The sequence below is a fragment of the Kutzneria sp. CA-103260 genome (genome assembly GCF_018263855.1).
In the GTDB taxonomy this organism is placed as follows: Bacteria; Actinomycetota; Actinomycetes; order Mycobacteriales; family Pseudonocardiaceae; genus Kutzneria.
This window is the reverse complement of record NZ_CP073318.1, coordinates 8,462,928-8,482,896: the sequence shown is the minus strand read 5'-3', so window position 1 is coordinate 8,482,896 and position 19,969 is coordinate 8,462,928. Positions and strand designations below refer to the sequence as shown.

The following is a 19,969-nucleotide window of genomic DNA, read 5'->3' as shown; positions in this document are numbered from 1 at the left end:
TGGCAGTTCGTCGTCGCGGAATGGGCTGCCGTCCACCGTTCAGCCCATCGCTGTTCGACACATCACTCGCCGTCCGTCAGCTACCAGTGGTCGACGCGGGGTTACGGAGTCGGCGGCCCATGCCGTTGAGTGTGTTGTGGGCACCGACACGGCGCCTGACAGTCAAGGAGGCGACAGAAGATGGATTGGTCGGATAGCTGGCGCGGCGCGTTCCGCATCGAGCTGCGGGCTGAGGCCATGGGCCTCGCGTGGCGCGGATGGCCGGTGCTGCCGGGCACCTATCCGACGGGCTCGCAGTGGGCGGGCAGGGACGGCGTCGAGCAGACCGGCCCGGTGCCGGTGCACCGTGACTGGGCCGAGCGGATCGGCACCAAGCCGGAGCAGGTCGCCGCCTGGTGGACCGGGCGTCGGTACAGCCTGCTGGTCGCCACCGGTTACGTGGTGGACGCCATCGAGGTGGATGCCGAGCTGGGCCGTCGCGTGGCCGGTGTGCTGCGCATGACCGGCGTGCCGGTGCCGATCGCCGCCACCCCTGCCGGCAAGTGGATGTTCCTGGTCAACTCCGGCCAGGAGCTGACGGCCGAACTCGCCGGACGCGGCGATGTCGTGCTGCACGGCTTGAACAGCTGGATCCCGTTGCCGCCCACCCCCTTCCAGCACGGTGTCGTGCACTGGCGGGTGAAGCCCGAAGTCTGCGGTTGGTCGCTGCCGGATTCCCAGGTCGTGCAGGAGGCCCTCGTCGAGGCCACCCGACCGGATCACGTTGGCGAGCTGCTGGGTGCCTCCGCCCAGCACCTCGTGGCGGCCGACTCCTTCTGATCGCCCTGCCGGCTGCGCCGGGCCCCGTGACGTCCTCCCGCGACCACCCCGAGCGCGGGGACCCGACGCAGCCACCGCACCAACCCTGCCCGCCCGTCCGCTCGCCGTTCCCGCTCGTGGGCGACGTGGACGCGGGACAGGTGCACAGCCGAACACCAGCACCGACAATCGCCTCCCGGTAGCGACCGGGACGGGGCCGAGCACCATCGGCCCCCGAGGGCGACCGCCGCGCCGGACACCACCGCCTCCCTGGTTGTCCGCGAGCGCCCCGCGGTCGAGACGCCACCCTCGACGGTCGCACACACAACGCGGTAGCAGGCGATGGGCGGGTGTTCGGCGGTATATGGAGAGCGCCGGGATGCGCCGGATTCAACCGGCGCCCCGGCGCCCCAAGCGACCGGGTGAAGTGTGCCCGCGGAAAGCGCGGGCCTTCATCGCTTGGAGTGTCTTGTGGGGGCCCGGCCCCCACGCCCCCACGCCGGGGCTCGCGATTGGGCAGAGTCTGCCCGCGGAGAGCGCGGGCCGTTATCGCTCGCCGTGCTTTGTGGGGCCCGGCCCCACACCCCACGCCGAGGCTCCGCCCCGGACCCCGATCTCGGTTACTGCGGCGCGATCACGTCCAGGACGGCCGTCAGCACCGCGACCGCGCCCTCCTTGTCCAAGGGCTCGTTGCCGTTGCCGCACTTGGGGGACTGGACGCAGGAGGGGCAGCCCATCAGGCACTCGCAGGAGGCGATGGCCTCGCGGGTGGCGGTGAGCCAGGGGACCAGGGCGGCATGACCGCGGTCGGCGAAGCCGGCGCCGCCGGGGTGGCCGTCGTGGACGAAAACGGTGGGGAAGCCGGTGTCGGCGTGCAGGGCGGTGGAGACGCCGCCGATGTCCCAGCGGTCGCAGGTGGCGAACAGGGGGAGCAGGCCGATGGCGGCGTGTTCGGCGGCGTGCAGGGAGCCGGGGACACGGGGAGCGTCGATGCCGGCGGCGGAGAGCAGGTCGGGGTCGATGGTGTACCAGACGGCCCGAGTGCGCAGGGTCTGCTCGGGCAGGTCGAGGGGGACCTGGTCGATGACCCGGCCGGACGGCAGTTTGCGCAGGTAGCCGACGACCTGGGAGGTGACGTCGACCTCGCCCAGGCAGACGGTGACGCCGGTGAAGGACTCCTGCTGGGCGGTGTGGACGACGGCGATGTCGACGACGTTGCGGGGCTGGGTGGTCCACTCGGGGTCCTCGGAGTGCACGAGGGCCAGCCCGTCCTCCAGGGAGAGCTCGTCTACCACGTAGGAGGTGCCCTGGTGCAGGTACAGGGCCCCGGGGTGGACCTGCCAGGTGGCGGATCCGGGATCGACGGTGCCGAGCATGCGCCCGGAGTCGCCCTCGACGACGGCGATCTGCTCGCCGCCGGAGCCACGGATGTCGACGCCGGCGTGGGGGCGTTCGCGGGAGGTCCAGTACCAGCCGGTGGGGCGCTTGCGTAGCAGGCCGTCGCGAACGAGGTCGTCGACGATCTCCCGGGTGGCGCCGCCGAAGGTCTCCAGGCAGTCGGGGGTGAGCGGCAGTTCGGAGGCGGCGCACGCGAGCTGGGGGGCCAGCACATAGGGGTTGACGGGGTCGAGCACGGTGGCCTCGACGGGCTTGTCCAGCACGGCGGCGGGATGGTGCACGAGGTAGGTGTCGAGCGGATCGTCCCTGGCCACGAACACGACGAGGGAGCCGTCACCGGTGCGGCCGGCCCGCCCGGCCTGCTGCCAGAACGAGGCCAGGGTGCCGGGATAGCCGGCGACGACCACGGCGTCGAGGCCGGCGATGTCGACGCCGAGCTCCAGGGCATTGGTGGTGGCGACGCCGAGCAGTCGGCCGTCGGACAGGGAGCGTTCGAGGGCTCGGCGCTCCTCGGGCAGGAAGCCGGCGCGGTAGGCGGCGACCCGGCTGACCAGGTCGTCGTCGACTTCGGCGAGGATCCGCCGGGCGGCCAGGGCGGTGAGCTCGGCGCCGCGCCGGGAGCGGACGAAGGCCAGCGTCCGGGCCTTCTCGATGACGAGATCGGCGAGGATGCGGGCGGCCTCGGTGCCGGCAGCCCGACGGATGGGGGCGCCGTTCTCGCCGGCGAGCTCCTCCAGCAGCGGCGGCTCCCACAGCGCGACGGTCCGCTCGCCCCGCGGCGAGGTGTCCTCGTCGACGGCCTCGAAGGTGACGCCGCACAGCCGCTCGGCGAACCCTGCGGGGTCGGCGACGGTGGCGGAGGCCAGCACGAACACCGGCGAGGCCCCGTACTTGGCGGCGACCCGCCGCAGCCGGCGCATCAACAGCGCCACATGGGAGCCGAAAACGCCGCGGTAGGTGTGGCACTCGTCGACGACGACGTAGGCGAGCCGGCGGAAGAAGCTGGACCAGCGGGCGTGGTTGGGCAGCACGCCCCGGTGCAGCATGTCGGGGTTGGTGAACACCCAGCGGGAGTGCGCCCGGACCCAGTCCCGCTCGACCATCGGGGTGTCGCCGTCGAAGGATGCCGGACGAACGCCGTCGACCCCGAGGGACAGCACGGACCGGAGCTGATCGGCCCCCAGCGCCTTGGTCGGCGACAGGTACAGAGCGGTCGCCCGCGGATCTTCAGCCAGACGGCTCAACACCGGCAGTTGGTACCCGAGCGACTTCCCGGACGCCGTTCCTGTGGCGAGCACCACATGTTTGCCCGACCAGGCGAGCTCGGCGGCCCGGGCCTGGTGCACCCAGGGCCGCGTCACGCCGGCCTCGCCGAGGGCGCTGACCAGCTGTTGATCAACCCAGGCCGGCCAGTCCACCCGCCGGCCGGGCCGCTCGGGCTGGTCGGTGACGTGCGTCAGCGGCGACTCGCCCGCCGGCACCCCGGCCAGCACGCGCCGCAGCAGTTCACGACCACGCTCGGTTCCGCCCACAGCCCCGAGCTTCGCACACAGGTGCGACACCACTCGACCGGCCGAGCGGGCGTTCACAGTGGGTGTCTGACGGTCCATCGCGACAGGCGGGGCAGACGGCTGCTGGATCGATTCACAACGCCCGCTGAAGATAACGGACTGTGAACGGATCGGGACTGATCGTCTGACCGACTTGACCGACCAATAGACTCCGCCGGCATCGCACCCTTGTGTGAGGGTGCACACGCTGCGTCGGAGCCGACGCACGACACCGGCTCCTGGCGCTGACGGCTGTAACACGCATGACGTCACCAGGAGGACGGATGTCCCGGCTTCAACTCGCGGACGGCGGTCTCACGCTGTCCGGGGGTGACTACACCATCGTCGGTGTGGTCGCCGTGGTCGCCATCATCGCCCTGGCCATCGCGTTCGTGCTGCGCAAGGAGGTGCTGGCCGCGGGCCAGGGCACTCCGAAGATGCAGGACATCGCGAAGGCCGTTCAGGAGGGCGCCGCGGCCTATCTCAACCGGCAGTTCCGCACGCTGGCCATCTTTGTGGTCATCGTCTTCGTGCTGCTGTTCTTCCTTCCCGCGGACAGCATCGGCGAACGTATCGGCCGCTCTGTCTTCTTCATCATCGGCGCCGTCTTCTCGGCCGCGATCGGTTACCTCGGCATGTGGCTGTCGACCCGCGCGAACCTGCGCGTGGCCGCGGCCGCGAACGAGCCCGAGGGCGGCCGCGAGAAGGCGATGCGCGTAGCTTTCCGCACCGGCGGTGTGGTTGGCATGAGCACGGTCGGCCTCGGCCTGCTCGGCGCCTCGGTGGTCGTGCTGGCCTTCGCCGGCGAGGCCCCCAAGGTGCTGGAGGGCTTCGGCTTCGGCGCCGCCCTGCTCGCCATGTTCATGCGTGTCGGCGGCGGCATCTTCACCAAGGCCGCCGACGTGGGCGCGGACCTGGTCGGCAAGGTCGAGCAGAACATCCCCGAGGACGACCCCCGCAACGCGGCCACCATCGCCGACAACGTCGGCGACAACGTGGGTGACTGCGCCGGCATGGCGGCCGACCTGTTCGAGTCGTACTCGGTGATGCTGGTCGCCGCGCTGATCCTCGGCTCGGTCGCCTTCGGCTCGCAGGGCCTGTTGTTCCCGCTGATCGTGCCGGCCATCGGCGTGCTCACCGCGGTGATCGGCGTCTACATCACCAAGGCCCGCCCGGGCGAGAACGGCCTCGCGGCGATCAACCGCTCGTTCTACATCTCCGCGGTGATCTCCGCGGTGCTGTGCACGATTGCCGCCTTCACGTACCTGCCGAGCACCTTCGCCAAGCTCAACCACGGCATCTCCGACGGCGGCAACCCGGCCCTGATCGCGGCGGTCGCCGTGATCATCGGCATCGTGCTGGCGGCGATCATCCTGTGGCTGACCGGCTACTTCACCGGCACCGAGTACAAGCCGGTCAAGACGGTCGGCGAGACCTCGCTGACCGGCGCGGCCACGGTCATCCTGTCCGGCATCTCGGTCGGCTTCGAGTCCGCCGTCTACACCGCGCTGGTCATCGGCGCGGCCGTGTACGGCGCGTTCCTGCTGTCCGGCAGTGTCGCGGTGGCGCTGTTCGCGGTGGCGCTGGCCGGCACCGGCCTGCTCACCACGGTCGGCGTCATCGTCGCCATGGACACCTTCGGCCCGGTCTCCGACAACGCGCAGGGCATCGCCGAGATGTCCGGCGAGATCAGCGAGGACGGCGCGAAGCTGCTCACCGAGCTGGACGCGGTCGGCAACACCACCAAGGCGATCACCAAGGGCATCGCGATCGCGACCGCCGTGCTGGCGGCGACCGCCCTGTTCGGCTCCTACGTCAACGGCGCGGGCCTGGACGTGGTGGCGGCGAACGTGAACGCGGCGTTCGCGGTGTTCACGCCGAGCACTCTGGTCGGCCTGATCGTCGGCGCGGCCGTGGTGTTCATGTTCTCCGGCCTGGCCGTCAACGCGGTGACCAGGGCGGCCGGCGCGATCGTGTTCGAGGTGCGCCGCCAGTTCAAGGACAACCCGGGCATCATGGACGGCAGCGTCCGCCCGGAGTACGGCCGGGTGGTGGACATCTGCACCCGCGACTCGCTGCGTGAGCTGGCCACCCCGGGTCTGCTGGCGATCCTGGCCCCGATCGCGGTCGGCTTCGGTCTCGGTGTCGGCCCGCTGGCCGGCTACCTGGCCGGCGCCATCGCCACCGGCACGCTGATGGCGGTGTTCCTGGCCAACTCCGGTGGCGCCTGGGACAACGCGAAGAAGCTGGTCGAGGACGGCAACCACGGCGGCAAGGGCTCGGACGCGCACGCCGCGACGGTCATCGGCGACACCGTCGGCGACCCGTTCAAGGACACCGCGGGCCCGGCCATCAACCCGCTGATGAAGGTGATGAACCTGGTCTCGGTGCTGATCGCCCCGGCGATCGTGGCGCTGAGCGCGGCCGACCAGTCGCCGGCCATCCGCATCTCCATCGCGGTGGTCGCGGTCATCGTCATCGTCGCCGCGGTGGTGGTGTCCAAGCGTCGCAGCACGACGATCGCCGACGCCCCGGCGGAGACCGTCTCCAACGGCGTGGGCTGATTTACGACAACTAGCACGGCCCGTTTCGGAGGGTATCCTCCGGAACGGGCCGTTTCGGCAGGGTTTGTCCTCCAACAAGGTGTCGCGGACTACTCCCGATGGGTGCCGGCGCTGTGTTATGTCACTCTGTCGGTCACGGCTTTGCGTGGCATCGGGGTCCGACGGTGCATAGTGGCGGGCTGGGGACACAGGTAGACAAGAGAGCGGGACGGCGTGGCTGGATCGACAAAGGCGAACAAGAGCGGTGCCGGGACGAACGGGTCCGGCCACCGCCGGTTGGTGATCGTCGAGTCGCCGGCCAAGGCCCGAAAGATCGCCTCCTACCTGGGACGCAACTTCGTCGTCGAGTCGTCGAAGGGCCACATCCGGGACCTGCCGCGCAAGGCGGCCGAGATCCCGGCCAAGTACAAGGGCGAGCCCTGGGCCAACCTCGCCGTGGACATCGAGCACGGCTTCGAGCCGGTCTACATCGTCACCCCGGACAAGAAGTCGACGGTCACCGAGCTGAAGGAGAAGCTCAAGGACGTCGACGAGCTCTATCTCGCGACAGACGGTGACCGCGAGGGCGAGGCCATCGCCTGGCACCTGCTGGAGACGCTCAAGCCCAAGGTGCCGGTCCGCCGGATGGTCTTCCACGAGATCACCGAGCCGGCCATCCTGGCCGCCGCGGCCAACCCCCGCGACCTGGACACCGACCTGGTCGAGGCCTACGAGACCCGGCGCATCCTGGACCGCCTCTACGGCTACGAGGTCTCGCCCGTGCTGTGGAAGAAGGTCATGCCGAAGCTGTCGGCGGGCCGGGTGCAGTCGGTGGCGACCCGCATCGTGGTGCAGCGGGAGCGCGAGCGGATGCGCTTCGTCACGGCCTCCTACTGGGACATCGGCGCGCAGCTGGACGCCGGCGCGGACGCCGACCCCCGCCAGTTCGCCGCCCGCATGGTGCAGGTGGACGGCGTGCGGCTGGCCACCGGCCGCGACTTCGGCCCGGACGGCAAGCTCAAGGGCACCGGCGACGTGCGGGTGCTGACCGAGGCCGAGGCCCGCGGCCTGGCCGGTGGGCTGGCCAACGCCACCCTCAAGGTCACCTCGGTCGAGGAGAAGCCGTACACGCGGCGACCCTATGCGCCGTTCATGACGTCCACGTTGCAGCAGGAGGCCAGCCGCAAGCTGCGCTTCTCCGCGGACCGCACGATGAGCACCGCGCAGCGGCTGTACGAGAACGGCTACATCACCTACATGCGTACCGACTCGACCACGCTGTCGGAGTCGGCGGTCGCGGCCGCCCGGGCCCAGGCCACCCAGCTGTACGGGGCCCAGTACGTCTCGGACAAGCCGCGCCAGTACACCCGCAAGGTCAAGAACGCCCAGGAGGCGCACGAGGCGATCCGTCCCGCCGGCGAGGTGTTCCGCACCCCCGGCGAGGTGGCCAACGAGCTGGCCGCCGACGAGTTCCGCCTCTACGAGCTGATCTGGCAGCGGACCATCGCGTCGCAGATGAACGACGCCCGCGGCACCACCATGAGCGTGCGCATCGCCGGCACCTCGACCACCGGCGAGGTGTGCACCTTCGCCGCCTCCGGCCGGACCATCACCTTCGCCGGCTTCCTCAAGGCCTACGTCGAGTCGATCGACTCCGAGGCCGGCGGCGAGGCCGACGACGCCGAGCGCCGGCTGCCGCAGCTGGTCAAGGACCAGGCGGTGACCGCGGTCGAGCTGACCGCCGACGGGCACACCACCAGCCCGCCGCCGCGCTACACCGACGCCAGCCTGATCAAGACCATGGAAGAGCTGGGCATCGGCCGGCCGTCGACCTACGCGACGATCATCAAGACCATCCAGGACCGCGGCTATGTGTGGAAGCGCGGCTCGGCGCTGATCCCGTCCTGGGTCGCCTTCGCCGTGATCGGCCTGCTGGAGCAGCACTTCGAGCGGCTGGTGGACTACGACTTCACCGCCGCCATGGAGGACGAGCTGGAGCGGATCGCCGCCGGCGACCAGCAGCGCACCAACTGGCTGAACGGCTTCTACTTCGGCGGCGACATCGGCCCGGACGGCTCTGTCGGCCGCGGCGGCGGCCTGAAGAAGCTGATCGACGCCAGCGTCGAGGGCATCGACCCGCGCCAGATCAACTCGATCCCGATGTTCACCGACGACAACGGCCACACCGTGGTCGTCCGGGTCGGCCGCTTCGGGCCGTACCTGGAGCGCGAGGTCGACGGGGAGTCGCAGCGGGCCAACCTCCAGGACGGCCTGCCGCCGGACGAGCTGACCCCGGAGGTGGCCGAGAAGCTGTTCGCCACCCCGATCGAGGGCCGCTCGCTGGGCAACGACCCGGTGACCGGGCACGAGATCCTGGCCAAGGACGGCCGCTTCGGCCCGTACGTCACCGAGGTGCTGCCGGAGCCGGCCGAGGCCACGAACGGCAAGAAGACCACCGCGCCCAAGCCGCGGACCGGCTCGCTGTTCAAGGACATGTCGCTGGACACGGTGACCCTGGAGCAGGCGCTCAAGCTGCTGTCGCTGCCGCGCATGGTGGGCAAGGACCCGGAGTCCGGGGCCGAGATCACCGCGCAGAACGGCCGCTACGGCCCGTACCTGAAGAAGGGCACCGACTCGCGGTCGCTGGCCACCGAGGACCAGCTGTTCACGGTGACGCTGGACGAGGCGCTGAAGATCTACGCGGAGCCGAAGAAGCGGGGCCGCCAGTCGGCCGCGTCGGCGCCGCCGCTCAAGGAGATGGGCAACGACCCGGTCTCCGGCAAGCCGATGGTGGTCAAGGACGGCCGGTTCGGCCCGTACGTCACCGACGGCGAGTACAACGCGTCGCTGCGCAAGAGCGACAGCGTCGAGGAGCTGACCGACGAGCGCGCGGCCGAGCTGCTGGCGGAGAAGCGGGCCAAGGGCCCGGCCCCCAAGCGGACGACCACGCGCAAGCCGGCGGCGGAGAAGAAGCCGGCCGCCGAGAAGAAGACGGCGGCGGCCAAGAAGCCCGCCGCCAAAAAGGCCCCCGCCAAGACCAAGAGCTGACCTCATCACCACATGTGGACCACATTCGGCGTAAGGCGTCGACTGTGGTCCACATGTGGCAGTAGTGGGCGGCGTCGGCGGTTTACGCTGGTGCCATGGCAGGCGAGTTCGGGCCGGACGGCACCCACGCGTTGCCGCCGCTGCCGGTGTATCCGGACACGCTGAGCGGCCTGGTCGCCGGGGCGCCGCTCGACGCGGTGTCCTATGAGGACGTTCCCGACACGGTCGTGCCGCCGCCCCCGCCGCCACCGGTGCCCGACCAGCAGCGGGTGCGCGCCGCGGCACAGCGTGAACTGGCCCGGGATCGAGCCCGCCGCGCCGCCCAGCCGGTCCAGCCGACGCCGCTGCCGCCCGCGCCCGGCCTCCAGTACACGAGATCGGCGCCGACGGTCGGGCTGCCGGCGGCCGGCGGATTGCCGCCCGCGCCGTCGGCGGTGCAGCAGGCCCAGCGCAAGAACGCCGCGGCCGGCTGCATCGGCTGCGCAGTGGTGCTGGTCTTCGCGGTCATCGTGCTGGCGGTTCTGGTCGTGGCGCTGGGCTCGCAGCCGTGAGGCGTATCGCCGAGGTGATGGGCATCCCGGCGTTCCGCCGGCTCTGGACCTCCGCGTACCTGTGCTGCGTCGGCGACTGGCTGTCGCTGCTGGGCCTGTCCTCGCTGCTCGCGACCCTCACCGGATCGAGTGAATTCGCGCTGAGCGGGGTGGTCGCCACCCAGCTGTTGCCGGGGCTGCTGCTGGCCCCGCTGGCCGGGCACCTGGCCGACCGGTTCGACCGCCGCAAGGTCATGATCGCCACCGACCTGGTCCGCTGCGCCCTGTTCCTGTCCATCGCCGTCGTCGGTACGACGTGGTGGCTGCTGGCGGCGAACTTCCTGGTCGGCTGCTGCTCGATGCTGTGGATCCCGGCCAAGGACTCGGCCCTGCCGACTCTGCTACACCGTCCCGACCAGGTGCAGACGGCCAGCCAGCTGACCCTGGTCACCACCTACGGCCTGGCCTTACTGACCGGCGCCGGCCTGTACTCGGTGATCACGGCCATCGCCCCAAACTCCGACGTGCACGTCATCGTGGTGATCAATGGCTTGCTCTACCTGAGCTCGGCCCTGGTGATCGCCACCCGGCTGCCGGAAGCCTCCGGCCGGTGGACCGCGCCGCCCACCGGCGAGCCGGGCATGGCCCGCGACGGCCTGCGCTACGTGCGTGGCAGCCGGCTGGTGCGAGGCCTGGTGATCGGCATCGTCGGGGCGCTGACCGCCGGTGGCACGGTGATCGCCATCGCTCGCCCGTACGCCAATGAGCTACACGGCGGCGAGGCGGCGTTCGGCACGTTGGTGATCGCGATGTTCATCGGCCTGGTGATCGGCGTGGTCGGCACGCCCCGGCTGCGGCTGCCGTTCGGCGTGGCGATCGTCGCTGCCGGCTCGCTGCTGGTGGCCGTGGCTGTTGCCCCGCATCTGTGGTTCGCGCTGGCCGCTGTCGGCCTGGTCGGCGCGTGTGCGGGCGTGGCCTTCGTGACCGGGCTGACGATGATCGGCGCGCAGGTGCCGGACGAGGTCCGCGGCCGGGTCAACGCCTTCGTGCAGGCCCTGGTGAAGGTGGTGCTGTTCGCCGCCACGACCACGGCCCCGGTGCTGGTGGACCTGGTCGGCGTGCGGCCGGCGCTGCTGGTCGCGGCCGTGGTGGCCGTGTTGGCCGGGGCCTTCGCACACCGGCAGTTGGCCGCGCGGCATCATGACAGGGTGACCGAGCAGGTGCAGGCATGACGGTGTGGGCCGACGTCGTCGGCCAGCCCCACGCGGTCGAGGTGCTCAGCACCGCCGCCGAGGCCGCGGCCGACCTGGTCGCCGGCCGGCCGACCACGCCGGGGGCGATGACCCACGCGTGGCTGTTCACCGGCCCGCCCGGCTCCGGCCGCTCCACCGCGGCCCGGGCCTTCGCCGCCGCGTTGCAGTGCGAGGCCCCGGGTGGCCCGCGCGGCTGCGGCCAGTGCCAGGCCTGCCGCACGACCACGCACGGCACCCACGCCGACGTGCGCCTGGTGGTGCCGGAGGGGCTGTCCATCTCGGTGGCCGAGATGCGGGCGCTGGTGCAGGTCTCGGCCAAGCGGCCGACCACCGGGCGCTGGCAGGTCGTGATCATCGAGGACGCCGACCGGTTGACCGAGGGCGCGGCCAACGCGCTGCTCAAGGCGGTCGAGGAGCCGCCGGACCGAACCGTGTTCCTGCTCTGCGCCCCGTCCGACCACCCCGACGACATCTCGGTGACGATCCGGTCCCGGTGCCGGGGGATCAGCCTGCGCACGCCGGCCACGGCGGCCATCGCCGAAGTGCTGGAGCAGCGGGACGGCATCGAGCCGGCCACCGCGCAGTGGGCGGCGTCGGTCTGCGGCGGCCACATCGGCCGGGCCCGGCGGTTGGCCACCGACCCGGAGGCGCGGCAGCGGCGGGAGTCAGTGCTGGCGATCCCGTTGGCGCTGCGGCGGTTCGGCGACATTTTCACCAGCGCGGACGCCCTCGTGAAGGCGGCCGAGCAGGACGCGGTCGCCGCCAACGAGGAGCGCAACGCCGCCGAGACCGAGGCGTTGAAGACCGCGATGGGAGCCGGCGGCACCGGCAAGGGCACCGCGTCGGCCACCCGGGGCGCCGCGGGTGCGTTGAAGGAGCTGGAGAAGCGGCAGAAGTCGCGAGCCACCCGTACCCAGCGCGACTCGCTGGACCTGGCCCTGGTCGACCTGATGGGCTTCTACCGGGACGTGCTCGTGACCAAGGCGCGGGCCGAGGTGCCGCTGACCCATCCCGACCGGGCCAACGACGTCGCCAACGCCGCGTCGATGTGGACCCCGGAATCCACGCTGCGTCGGCTGGAGGCGGTGCTGGCCTGCCGGGATGCGTTGCAGCAGAACGTGAAGCCGCGCTTCGCCGTCGAAGCGATGATCACCTCGATGCACCGCGGCTAGCGGTCACGAAGCCGCTGCTGGTCTCCTTGCGGATCGGCCGCCCGTAGGCCTCCGCGACCGGGCCGAGGGCGTGTTCGGTCGGCTGCCAACCATGTTCGGTCAGCCACTGGCTCGCCGGCCGGTCCAGGCCGCCCCGCCAGAGCGTCGAATACCGTTGCATGGACGGAGAATTCAGCGCCTGGTCCTGATAGGAGCGGTCGCCGCGTTCGAACGCGATCCGGCTGCCCGGCGCCGACAAGGCTGTGACCGCCGCCAGCAGGCGGTCGGCGTCCTCCGACGTGAGGTAGATCAGCAGGCCCTCGGCCAGCCAGGCGGTCGGCTCCTCCGGCTGGAAACCCTTGTCCTGTAGCGCCTTCGTCCAGTCTGCGCGGAGATCCGCTGGCACAACCGTTCGCCGGCAACGGGGTTCGGCGTCGGCGAGTACGGATTCCTTGAACGCCAACACCTTCGGCAGGTCCAGCTCATACAGGCGGATGCCGGCCGGCCAGTCCAGTCGGTAGGCCCGGCTGTCCAGGCCGGCGGCGAGCAGGACCACCTGCCGGCAGCCCGAGGCGAGCAGGTAGTCGTCGTAGAACCGGGTGCGGATGATCGCGTGGAACGCGAACGACAGCGACAACGGGGTCCGCTCGCCGGTCGGCACCTGATCCGGGGCCGCCGCGCAGAACTTCGCCGCCCACGGGTCGTCGAACAGCCCGTCCAGCCGCTCGCTCTCCACTGCCCGCACCCGGGCCACGCCCAGCGCCGTCTTGCTCACCTCGTCCATGGCCCTGGAGATTACATCGCTACAGATGAATCTCCAACGATGTAATCTGCGGGTCATGGACGGCGTGCGGCTGCACCGGCTCGGCAAGCGACTCATCGACCTGGCCCGACAGGTCACCACCGACGCCGGCGACACCGAGCTCACGCCGGGCGAGGTCGCCGTGCTGGAGGACGTGCTCAAGCACCCGGGCAGCGCCGTCACCGAGATCCAGGCCCGCACCGGCTTCGCCCAGAGCCACGTGTCCGCCTCGGTGGCCCGGCTGCGCGAGCGGGGCCTGATCACGGCCGCCCCCGACCCGGCCGATCGCCGCCGGACCCGGCTGACGCTGGCCGAGATCGCCTACCAGGCGATCATGCGCCGAGCCGGCCGCCCGGCCGACGAGACGATCGCCCAGGTGGTGGGCAAGGAGAAGGCGACCAGGGTGCTCCGCCTGCTCGCGGAGCTGGACACCCTGCTGCCCTGACAACCCTCGCGAGTCCCGCTCCCCAGCAATCGAATGTCGAGTTCGGGCCGACAGGTCAGCTCAGCTCCAACTCCAGCCACTTCGCCAGGTCCTTGATCTCCCGCTGCACCGCCGCCGTCATCGCCCTGGTGAACGGCTCGTCCTCGTGCACGGCGTTGATCCGCAGCACCCCGGCCTTGCGGTCGGCCGCCGCGTCCACCTTCCCGATCAGCTCGTCCCCGTACAGGATGGGCAGCGCGTAATAGCCCCAGCGGCGCTTCGCCGCCGGCTTGTACATCTCCAGCTGGTAGTCGAACTGGAAGATCTCGGTCATGCGCTTGCGGTCGTAGACCAGCCGATCCAGCGGCGACAGCAGGGCGGTCCGCCCCGAGAACGGCTGTCCCAGCTGCGCCGGGTCGACCCGCCACTGTCCCCGCACGCCCTCGATGACCGCCGGCTCCCCGACCTCACCGACGTCGTTCGGCTCGACGGGACACTCGGGACCCTTCGCACGGGCGATGCCCAGTGACCGCAGGCGTTTCTCGGCGCGAATACGCAGCGCTTCCACCAGGGGAACGGCCGGCTGGTCGGGATAGACGCGCTCGGCCAGATCCCACAGGCGGCCGCCGTCGCTGCCGGACACCGCGACATCGCCGGCCAGCACCATGAACTCCAGCATCTGCGTGATGTTCCGGTTGTTGGTCCAGCCGCTGGACTTCCACGGCACCACACACGTGTCCTCGAACGCGCGGGCCGGCAGCGGCCCCTCCACGTCGAGTCGACTGAGGATGTTCTGGCGGCAGAACTCATTGGCCCGCAACCACTTGTGCTGCTGCTGACGCCAGCCGGGCGCCTCGCCCGGCCAGGCCGCCATCTCCGCCCGGTACAGGGCGATGTCCTCGGCCGGCCGGATCATCAACCGCAGGTCCACCAGGGACCGTTGGGCCAGCGCGTCGGCCAGCTCCGACGGCGAATAGCTCGCGCCCAAACGGCTCCAGGCCACCAGATCCGCGCTGGGCGCGACCGCCGCGGTGTTGTCGACCTGCACCAGTGTCAGGCCGCGCACCACGTCGTGCAGATCGGCCGGCCGGGACTTTGCCAGCAGCTGAGCCCGCACGGCGATGCGCCGCGCGTCGGTTTTGGACAGCTCGTGGAGCGCCATCCGTCGAGGCTAATGCCTGTCCCCCAGCGCACGGGAGACTTCGCGGGCGGCGGCCACGACCCGCGGGCCCAGCGCGATCAGCTCCGGCAGCGTGTGCTCCAACGCCAGCGTGGACACGCTCAGCCCGCCGACCACGGTCCCGTTGTGGTTGCGCACGGCCGCGCCCACACAGCGCACCCCCGGCTCGTTCTCCTGCTCGTCCAGGGCGAAACCGCAGCTGCGCACCCGGTCCAGCTGCGCGCGCAACCGCTGCGGATCGGTGATCGTGCCCGGCGTGCGGGCAGTCAGCTCCAGCCCGCTCATGTCCCTTGTGGACAGCACGGCCTTGCCGATCGCCGTGCAGTGCAACAACAAGCGGCCGCCGATGCGGGAGGCCATGCGGTACGGCTTGCCGCCCTCGACCTTGTCCACGTAGACGAGCTCGTCGCCGAGCAGCATGGCGAAGTGCACGGCGCACCCAGTGCTGGCCTGCAACGCCTCCAGCACTGGGCGGGCCCGCTCGACCGAGTCCACCGGCTGCAGCACGTTCCCGGCCAGCACCAACACCTTCGGGCCGATCCGGTAGTCGCCGTCCGTGGTGGCCACCGCGAACCCGGTGGCCACCAGCGTGCGCAGCAGCCGGTGCACGGTCGACTTCGGGAAGCCGGTGACCCGGGCCAGCTCGCTGATCCGCGAGTGCTGGGCGAGCGCCGCCAGCACGGCCAGGGCCTTCTCGACCGCTCCCTCGGTCAACGCGACATCCACCCGCCGTCGACGACCAGCACGTGACCGTTGACGTAGTCCGAGGCCGGCGAGGCCAGGAACACCGCCGCGCCGACCAGGTCCTCGGGCCGGCCCCACCGACCGGCTGGGATGCGGCCGCGGATCGCCGGCTCGCGGTCCGGGTCGGCCCGCAGCGCCTCGGTGTTGTTGGTCTCGATGTAGCCCGGCGCGATGGCGTTGACCTGCACGCCGTGCGGCGCCCACTCGTTGGCCAGCGCCTTGGTCAGGCCGGCCACCGCGTGCTTGCTGGTGGTGTAGCCGCTGACGTTGATGCCGCCCTGGAAGCTCAGCAGCGAGGCGATCGTGATGACCTTGCCGGAGCCGCGGGCGGTCATCTGCCGGCCGACGGCCTGGCTCAGCGCGAACACCGAGTCCAGGTTCACCGCCTGCACCCGCCGCCAGTCGGCCAGCGACACGTCGACCGCCGGCTGCCGGTGGATGATGCCGGCGTTGTTCACCAGCACGTCCACCTCGCGCCGGGCCAGCAGTTCGGCCAGCGCCGGCTCGACCGCGTCCGGATCGGCCAGGTCGACGATCATCGTCTCGACGCCGGCCCCGAGGGCCCGCGCCTCGGCGGTGACCTCGGCGAAGTCCGGGCTGTGCCCGAGCACCACCAGGTCGGCCCCGGCCTGGGCCAGGCCGACGGCAATCGCCTTGCCGATGCCGGTGCGGGCCCCGGTGACCAGGGCAGTCTTTCCCTTGAGCGAGAACATCAGCGCAGCTCCGTCACGGCGACCTGGTCCATGTCGGTGAACGCCTGGTTCTCGCCGGCCATGGCCCACACGAAGGCGTAGGAGTGTGTGCCGGCGCCGCTGTGGATGGACCAGCTCGGCGACACCACGGCCTGCTCGTTGGCCACGATGATGTTGCGGGTCTCCTGCGGCTCGCCGCACAGGTGCACGATGCGGTCGTTCTCCGGCAGGTCGAAGTACAGATAGCACTCGGTGCGGCGGTCGTGGGTGTGCGGCGGCATGGTGTTCCACACGCTGCCGTCGGCCAGCTTGGTCACGCCGACCACGATCTGGCTCGACTTGATGCCGTCGGCGTGGATGTACTTGCGCAGCTCGCGCACGTTGGCCGTGGACTGTTCGCCGAGCTGGGCGAACTCGACCTCGTCGAACCGGGCCACCGCGGTCGGATAGCTGGCGTGCGAGGTGGCGGAGAACAGGTAGAAGTGGGTCTCGGTGTCGCCGGCGTGGAACTGCACGTCCACCGCGCCCCGGCCGATGTACAGGCAGTCGCGATGGCCCAGCTCGTGCTTGTCGCCGTCGACCACGACACTGCCGGCGCCGCTGACCACCACCACGGCCATCTCCCGGCGCTCCAGGAACGACGTCGAGCGCAGCTGGTCCGGATTGGGCAGCGTCAGCGGCTGACCGGGCACCGGAGCCGCGCCGCCGAGCACGACCCGGTCCGCGTGGGTGAGGACCGTGCGCACCTCTCCGGTCCGGAACAGGTCCTCCACCAGGTAGTTCTCCCGCAGCTGGGCGGTGTCGAACCCGCGCAGCTGGGCGGGGTTGGTGTGGTGCCTGACCTCCATGTGGTGCTCCTGCTGGGCTAGCGGGGGCAGCGGCGGTTGACCCCTGGCGTATGTGACGAGCAGATGACACGATGTCGCCACTTATGGAACTACGTTCCGTCCCACGGAACAAGGGCCCCCGTCACCACCGCCGCCGGTCACGGGGTCCGGTCTCCATTCGGGCTTCAACCTGGGAAAAGGCGGTGAGAAGTGTTCAGACAGACCCTCGACCCGGCCGGCTCGCTCACGCTGTCCGCGTTGTTGGCGCTGATCCCCCTGCTCGCGGTGCTCGTGCTGCTGGGCGGGCTGAAGTGGAAGGCGCACTGGGCCGGCATCGCGGCACTGGTGATCTCCATCGTGATCGCCGTGGCCGGCTTCGGCATGCCGATCGGCCAGACCCTCGACGCGGGCCTGTTCGGCATGGCCAACAGCGTGCTGCTGGTCCTGTGGATCACCTTCAACGCGATCTGGGTCTACAACCTGACGGTGCACAGCGGGCACTTCGAGGTGCTGCGCCGGGCCTTCAGCTCGGTCAGCGGGGACTCGCGGGTGCAGGCCATCGTGATCGCTTTCTCTTTCGGCGCTTTGTTGGAAGCGCTTGCCGGCGGCGGCAGCCCGGTGGCGATCTGCTCGGTGATGCTGATCGCGCTCGGCGTCAACCCGCTCAAGGCGGCCGCGCTGACGCTGGTCGCCGACACCGCGCCGGTCGCGTTCGGCGGCCTCGGCAACCCGATCACCGCGCTCGGCCCGATCAGCGGGCTGCCGGTGGACCAGTTCGGCGCGATGGCCGGCCGGCAGGTGTGCTTCCTGGCCGCGATCGTGCCGTTCGTGCTGCTGTTCATCGCCGACGGCCGCAAGGGCCTGCGTGAGGCGTGGCCCGCGGCGCTGGTCGCCGGCGTGAGCTTCGGCCTCACCCAGTTCCTGGTGTCCAGCTACCTGTCCTACCAGCTGTGCGACATCCTGGCGGCCATCGTGTCGGCCGGCGCCGTGCTGCTGCTGGTCCGGGTCTGGCAGCCGGCCACCGCGTCCGTGGCCACCGGTGGCGGTGGCGGTGTGGCCACCGCGACCGGCGACGACGTGCGTGACAGCCGGGCTGACGTGATCAAGGCGTTCAGCCCGTACGCGATTATCGTGGTGGTCTTCTCGCTGGCCCAGATCGCGCCGATCAAGGCCGCGCTCAACGCCGTCGTGTGGAAGTTCGGCTGGCCCGGCCTGGCCATCCAGAACGCCGCCGGCAAGAAGGTCGACACCAGCTACACCCTCAACTTCTTCGGCGCCACCGGCACCCTGCTGCTCGTCTCCGGCCTGCTGTCGCTGCTCGTGCTCAAGATCGGCATCGGGGACGCGGTCCGGATCTACGGGCGGACCGTGAAGCAGTTCGGCTGGGCGATCCTGGCCATCCTCGCCGTGTTCGCGCTGTCGTACGTGATGAACCTGTCCGGCCAGATCACCACCCTGGGCTCGTGGCTGGCCGGCACCGGCGCGTTCTTCGCCTTCCTGTCCCCGGTCGTCGGCTGGTTCGGCGTCACCATCACCGGCACCGACGTCGGCTCCAACACCCTGCTCGGTGGCTCCCAGTTCGCCGCCGCGCACCAGCTGGGCGCCTCCCCGATCCTGTTCGGCGCGGCCAACAGCTCCGGCGGCGTGATGGCCAAGATGATCTCGCCGCAGAACCTGGCCATCGGCACCGCCGCGGTCGGCCTGGTGGGCAAGGAAGGCGAGCTGTTCCGCCGCGTCTTCGGCTGGAGCGTCGGCCTGTTGCTGGTCCTGTGCGTGCTCGTCTACCTGCAGTCCACCCCCGTGCTCGGATGGATGGTGCCCTGATGACTCTGTCGCGTAGATCCCTGATCGCCGGAGCTGCTGTCGCCGCTGGAGGAGCCTTGGTCGCCACACCCGCCGCTGCCGACGCCGAGACGTCCGGTCTCGGAAACCTGCGCCGCACCATGGATTACGCCGTCGCCAAGCTGCGGGCTGTCGCGCCCACGGTGACGGCCTTCCCGACCGGAACCAAGTTCGAGAAGTACACCACCGCGGCCGACGGCAGCTGGGTCGGCGGCTTCTGGCCCGGCCAGCTGTGGATGGCCTACCTCGACACCAACGACGACTTCTTCCGACAGCTGGCCCAGTCGTGGGCGCTGAAGCTGGCCCCGCGCGAGACCCAGAACACCGACCACGACTTGGGTTTTCTCTTTTTGCCGTCGTGGGTAACCGCTTACCGCCTCACCGGCGACACGTCCTGGCGGGACGGCGCGCTGGTCGCCGCCGGCGAGCTGATCAAGCGCTTCAACCCCAAGGGCCAGTTCATCCGGGCCTGGGGCGCGCTGGGCACGCCGGACAACGCCGGCCGGATGATCATCGACACCATGATGAACCTGGATCTGCTGTGCTGGGCCACCAAGGTCACCGGGGACAGCAAGTACCAGGACATCGCCGTCGCGCACGCCAAGACCGCGGCCAGGTACATGGTGCGGCCGGACAACACCACCTGCCACGTGTTCGACTTCAACCCCGACACCGGCGCACCGATCGGGCAGAACACCGTGCAGGGCTACAGCGCCACGTCGTGCTGGTCGCGGGGCCAGTCGTGGGGCGTGTACGGCTTCGCGCGGATGTTCCACCGCACCGGCGACCGGGCTTTCCTCGACGTGTCCCGGCGGCTGGCCGACTGGACCATCCAGCACATCACCGACGACTACGTCCCGGTGTGGGACTACCGGTCGCCGCTCGCGCCGTACGACGTCAAGGACTCCTCCGCCGCGACCGTCAACGCCGCCGGCCTGCTCGACCTGGCCAAGCTCACCGGCAACCCGCGTTACGAGGCCGCCGCGCTGCGGTTCCTCGACGCCCTCGGCAAGACCTGCCTGACCACCAGGTCGACGCGGGCCGACGCCATCGTGTCCCGCGGCACCCGCAACCGGCCGGCCGAGGACGGCGTCGAGATCGGGCTGCCCTACGCCGACTACTACCTGATGGAGGCGATCCTGCGGGTCCTGCGACCCGACCGGATCAACCTCGCGCTCGACATCTGA

At 70.8% G+C, this 19,969-nt stretch carries 15 protein-coding genes; 9 read left to right on the top strand and 6 right to left on the bottom strand.

Annotation, left to right across the window (positions count from 1 at the left end):
* The first annotated feature begins 180 nt into the window (after window positions 1-180).
* Window positions 181-819 (top strand): bifunctional DNA primase/polymerase, encoded by a 639-nt coding sequence (locus tag JJ691_RS37315; protein WP_211764223.1) that lies wholly within the window; start codon window positions 181-183, stop codon window positions 817-819.
* A gap of 599 nt (window positions 820-1,418) precedes the next feature.
* Here JJ691_RS37315 and JJ691_RS37310 read toward each other — a convergent pair.
* A complete protein-coding gene (locus tag JJ691_RS37310) occupies window positions 1,419-3,728 on the bottom strand; it encodes a DEAD/DEAH box helicase (protein ID WP_249227263.1) in 2,310 nt (769 codons plus the stop codon).
* Window positions 3,729-4,030: 302 nt separating this feature from the next.
* Here JJ691_RS37310 and JJ691_RS37305 point away from each other — a divergent pair, with 302 nt between their 5' ends.
* The 5 genes from JJ691_RS37305 to JJ691_RS37285 all read left to right on the top strand — a co-directional run bounded on the left by JJ691_RS37305 (window position 4,031) and on the right by JJ691_RS37285 (window position 12,292).
* The gene (locus tag JJ691_RS37305; protein WP_211764221.1) at window positions 4,031-6,310 is read left to right on the top strand and encodes a sodium-translocating pyrophosphatase; all 2,280 of its coding nucleotides are present in this window, start codon (window positions 4,031-4,033) and stop codon (window positions 6,308-6,310) included.
* Between the two features lie 213 nt (window positions 6,311-6,523).
* Window positions 6,524-9,337: a type I DNA topoisomerase gene (gene topA / locus JJ691_RS37300; RefSeq protein ID WP_211764220.1), complete on the top strand. Its 2,814-nt coding sequence runs from the start codon at window positions 6,524-6,526 to the stop codon at window positions 9,335-9,337.
* A 95-nt stretch (window positions 9,338-9,432) separates the two neighbouring features.
* Window positions 9,433-9,888: a hypothetical protein gene (locus JJ691_RS37295; RefSeq protein ID WP_211764219.1), complete on the top strand. Its 456-nt coding sequence runs from the start codon at window positions 9,433-9,435 to the stop codon at window positions 9,886-9,888.
* The gene (locus JJ691_RS37290; RefSeq protein WP_249227262.1) at window positions 9,885-11,099 is read left to right on the top strand and encodes an MFS transporter; all 1,215 of its coding nucleotides are present in this window, start codon (window positions 9,885-9,887) and stop codon (window positions 11,097-11,099) included. The genes JJ691_RS37295 and JJ691_RS37290 overlap by 4 nt, the downstream gene beginning before the upstream one ends.
* Window positions 11,096-12,292, top strand: coding sequence for a DNA polymerase III subunit delta' (locus tag JJ691_RS37285; protein ID WP_211764218.1), 1,197 nt, complete (start codon window positions 11,096-11,098; stop codon window positions 12,290-12,292). Before JJ691_RS37290 ends, JJ691_RS37285 begins: the two co-directional genes overlap by 4 nt.
* Here the strand turns inward: JJ691_RS37285 and JJ691_RS37280 are convergent.
* Window positions 12,270-13,055 carry an SAM-dependent methyltransferase gene (locus tag JJ691_RS37280; protein WP_249227261.1) on the bottom strand — a complete coding sequence of 262 codons (786 nt, stop codon included), beginning with the start codon at window positions 13,053-13,055 and terminating at the stop codon, window positions 12,270-12,272. The genes JJ691_RS37285 and JJ691_RS37280 overlap by 23 nt on opposite strands.
* Before the next feature lie 55 nt (window positions 13,056-13,110).
* Between JJ691_RS37280 and JJ691_RS37275 the strand changes: the two genes are divergently transcribed.
* Complete coding sequence (locus JJ691_RS37275; protein WP_211764216.1) at window positions 13,111-13,518, top strand: MarR family winged helix-turn-helix transcriptional regulator; 408 nt, start codon at window positions 13,111-13,113, stop codon at window positions 13,516-13,518.
* Window positions 13,519-13,573: 55 nt separating this feature from the next.
* Here JJ691_RS37275 and JJ691_RS37270 read toward each other — a convergent pair whose 3' ends face one another.
* Genes JJ691_RS37270 through kduI form a run of 4 tightly spaced genes read right to left on the bottom strand, consistent with a single transcriptional unit; the run spans window position 13,574 to window position 16,961 of the window.
* Window positions 13,574-14,659, bottom strand: coding sequence for a DNA glycosylase AlkZ-like family protein (locus JJ691_RS37270; RefSeq protein ID WP_211764215.1), 1,086 nt, complete (start codon window positions 14,657-14,659; stop codon window positions 13,574-13,576).
* 9 nt (window positions 14,660-14,668) lie between these two features.
* Window positions 14,669-15,391, bottom strand: coding sequence for an IclR family transcriptional regulator (locus JJ691_RS37265; RefSeq protein ID WP_211764214.1), 723 nt, complete (start codon window positions 15,389-15,391; stop codon window positions 14,669-14,671).
* Window positions 15,388-16,134, bottom strand: coding sequence for a 2-dehydro-3-deoxy-D-gluconate 5-dehydrogenase KduD (kduD, locus tag JJ691_RS37260; RefSeq protein ID WP_211764213.1), 747 nt, complete (start codon window positions 16,132-16,134; stop codon window positions 15,388-15,390). Before kduD ends, JJ691_RS37265 begins: the two co-directional genes overlap by 4 nt.
* Complete coding sequence (gene kduI, locus JJ691_RS37255) at window positions 16,134-16,961, bottom strand: 5-dehydro-4-deoxy-D-glucuronate isomerase (RefSeq protein ID WP_211764212.1); 828 nt, start codon at window positions 16,959-16,961, stop codon at window positions 16,134-16,136. Before kduI ends, kduD begins: the two co-directional genes overlap by 1 nt.
* A gap of 189 nt (window positions 16,962-17,150) precedes the next feature.
* Between kduI and JJ691_RS37250 the strand changes: the two genes are divergently transcribed.
* Together JJ691_RS37250 and JJ691_RS37245 are read left to right on the top strand one after the other, a co-directional pair.
* A complete protein-coding gene (locus JJ691_RS37250) occupies window positions 17,151-18,764 on the top strand; it encodes an L-lactate permease (RefSeq protein ID WP_211764211.1) in 1,614 nt (537 codons plus the stop codon).
* A complete protein-coding gene (locus JJ691_RS37245) occupies window positions 18,764-19,969 on the top strand; it encodes a glycoside hydrolase family 88 protein (protein ID WP_211764210.1) in 1,206 nt (401 codons plus the stop codon). Before JJ691_RS37250 ends, JJ691_RS37245 begins: the two co-directional genes overlap by 1 nt.